General features: G+C 59.5%; 2 protein-coding genes and 1 pseudogene. All 3 read right to left on the bottom strand.

Annotation, left to right across the window (positions count from 1 at the left end):
• Window positions 1-150: 150 nt before the first annotated feature.
• Window positions 151-1,074, bottom strand: a pseudogene (locus WAW39_RS01315) (family 2A encapsulin nanocompartment shell protein); the annotation flags it as partial.
• A 351-nt stretch (window positions 1,075-1,425) separates the two neighbouring features.
• Window positions 1,426-1,899 carry a helix-turn-helix domain-containing protein gene (locus tag WAW39_RS01310; RefSeq protein ID WP_422314970.1) on the bottom strand — a complete coding sequence of 158 codons (474 nt, stop codon included), beginning with the start codon at window positions 1,897-1,899 and terminating at the stop codon, window positions 1,426-1,428.
• Between the two features lie 68 nt (window positions 1,900-1,967).
• Window positions 1,968-2,181 (bottom strand): hypothetical protein (locus WAW39_RS01305; RefSeq protein ID WP_422314968.1); only part of this gene is annotated, 214 nt, incomplete at its 5' end.

Here is a 2,181-nt window from a genome sequence, read left to right as displayed (position 1 = left end):
TGCGTGGGCAGGCCCGCGATGGTCGAGGGCAGGGTGGCGGGCGCCTCAGGTGCCTGAAGGCGGCCACCGTGAAAGAACTCACCCAAAAGCCGTGAGATCAGCGCGGTGTCTTCCACGCCTGCATCATTCGTGGCAAAGGGTGAGGAATGATCAAGCCTTGGGATAGACATACTCGTGGTAGTTGGTCACCGAAACGTTTTCCAAAAGGCCGATGGCGTCCTCATCCAATGCGGCGACGGAGAAGTAGCGGGTCACGAGATGTGAGGCGATGGAGTTTTCATTGGTGCCCATGTAGCGCACGGAGAGGCCGGGCTCGATCTCGCCCGTGACACCGGCTTTCTGCAGGCCCACGACACCGCGTTGGTTTTCACCCACGCGAAGGAGCAGGATGCTGCTGGTGCCTTCCTTGCTCAGCGGCAGCTTGTCGCTCGGGATGAGCGGAATGCCACGCCAGGTGATGAAGGGGGATCCAAAGATGGAAACGGTGGGCGGCGGCACGCCACGGCGGGTGGCCTCGCGACCAAACGCGGCGATGACCTTCGGATGTGCGAGGAAGAACGCAGGCTTCTTCCACACGAGAGAAAGCAGCTCGTCGAGATCATCCGGCGTGGGCGGGCCTTTGCGCGTCTGGATCTTCTGCTGCGGAGCCACGGTGTTCAGGATGCCGAATTTTGGATGCGTGAGGATCTCGCGCTCTTCCTTTTCCTTCAGCGCCTCCACGGTCAGGCGCACCTGCTCGCGGAGCTGGTCAAAGCGGTTGCTGTATAGGTCCGTGATGCGCGTATGCGTGTGCAGGATCGTCTGGATCGTGCTCAGGTGGTACTCACGGGGGTTCTCTTCATAATCGACAAAGGTGTTCGGCAGCCTCGGCTCGCCTTCATCCACGGTCAGCAGTTCGACGGTGGGTCCCGGCACTTTGGAAACCACGCGGTTCACGCGGTAAACGCCGCCATCGACATCGACGTAAGGCAGCAGCTTCAGCAGCCAGCGTGGGGAGATTTCATCCCACTGCGGGGCGGTGACGGTGGCGGTGGCCAGATTGCGCGCGGCCTTGGCATTGAGAGCCGGGAAGGGATTGTCGGTAGTACTCATGGAGAGATGATGGTTTGAGGAAATGGAACGCCTGCGTGGATGAGCATCGCCTGCGTGAGTGGCTCGGCGATCCTTCAAGTGGGAACGGGCTTTGCCTCCGGTAGTCCAGTCGGCTCAGAAACACTTGGGAAAGCATCTCTTGATAATTGTCTGCGTTCCCTGTGTGAATTCGATTAAGCGAAGAATATGAAATGTGTCAAATAAGATGCTTTTTGGTAGGAATTGCGCTCGGAAAGTTCGAGACGATGCAGGTGTTTTTCCAATCGCCGGGGCCTGCCATTCTGACAGGGCAGGGAAGGCGGTGAATGCGGCAGATCCAGAAATGCACAGCGATCAAGCTGTCGCGCAAGACGAGCGGGCGGTCCTGGTGGTACATCGGCCTGCGCCCGCCACTTTCTCCGGCTGAGCGCTGACCAGCGCAGGCAGGGATGATGCAGCTGCGCGTTTCTTGGCTGAAGAGGCGGGCTGGAACTGCACGCGGAATGCCGATGAAGGGCTGAGGGTAAGCCATGCACGGCTGGCTGCGGAGGCATGCAGGCCCAGAAGCGCGGCGCACAGCCCGCCAGTGCGAAAGCGCTGGACGAGTTCCGTGAGGCTGCGGTGGCTGATCGCCGTGCTGCGGCGCACCTCGGAGACCGTCGCGCCTTCGTCGAGCAGCAGGAGTGATTTAGCGCGCTTCCGCACGCGGGCATCCGTGGCGGGATTTTCACTGACGATGGTGGCCAGCAGAGCCTGCTCTCCTGAGAGGCCGGTGAAGTTCAGCGTCTCCAGCAGGCTGGCAGCGGCACGACGGGCGATGGTTTTCATGGCGTAATACATGATTGTTTAGTCCTACTGTATAAGTGTGAGTTATGTTGCTGCTTTATTCCTACTCGTCAAATGGGAATAAATTTCTCGTGCAGCTTTCTCACACAGCGCGCCGCCGGCGCAGCAGCAGGGACAGTTAACAAACAAAAATGGTTCACAGTCGTCCCATAGGCCGTGCCGAATGAGTGGCAATCCTTGAAGTAACAAGGGGGACAGGCTGGAAAGTGGCGGAGGTCGAGTTGAGATTTTGGCGCGTTTGCCTGGCAAATCAGGCCGATGCTG

Origin of the sequence: Prosthecobacter sp. (genome assembly GCF_049294395.1) — a bacterium.
Classification (GTDB): domain Bacteria; phylum Verrucomicrobiota; class Verrucomicrobiia; order Verrucomicrobiales; family Verrucomicrobiaceae; genus Prosthecobacter.
This window is presented reverse-complemented; position numbering and strand designations above follow the sequence as displayed.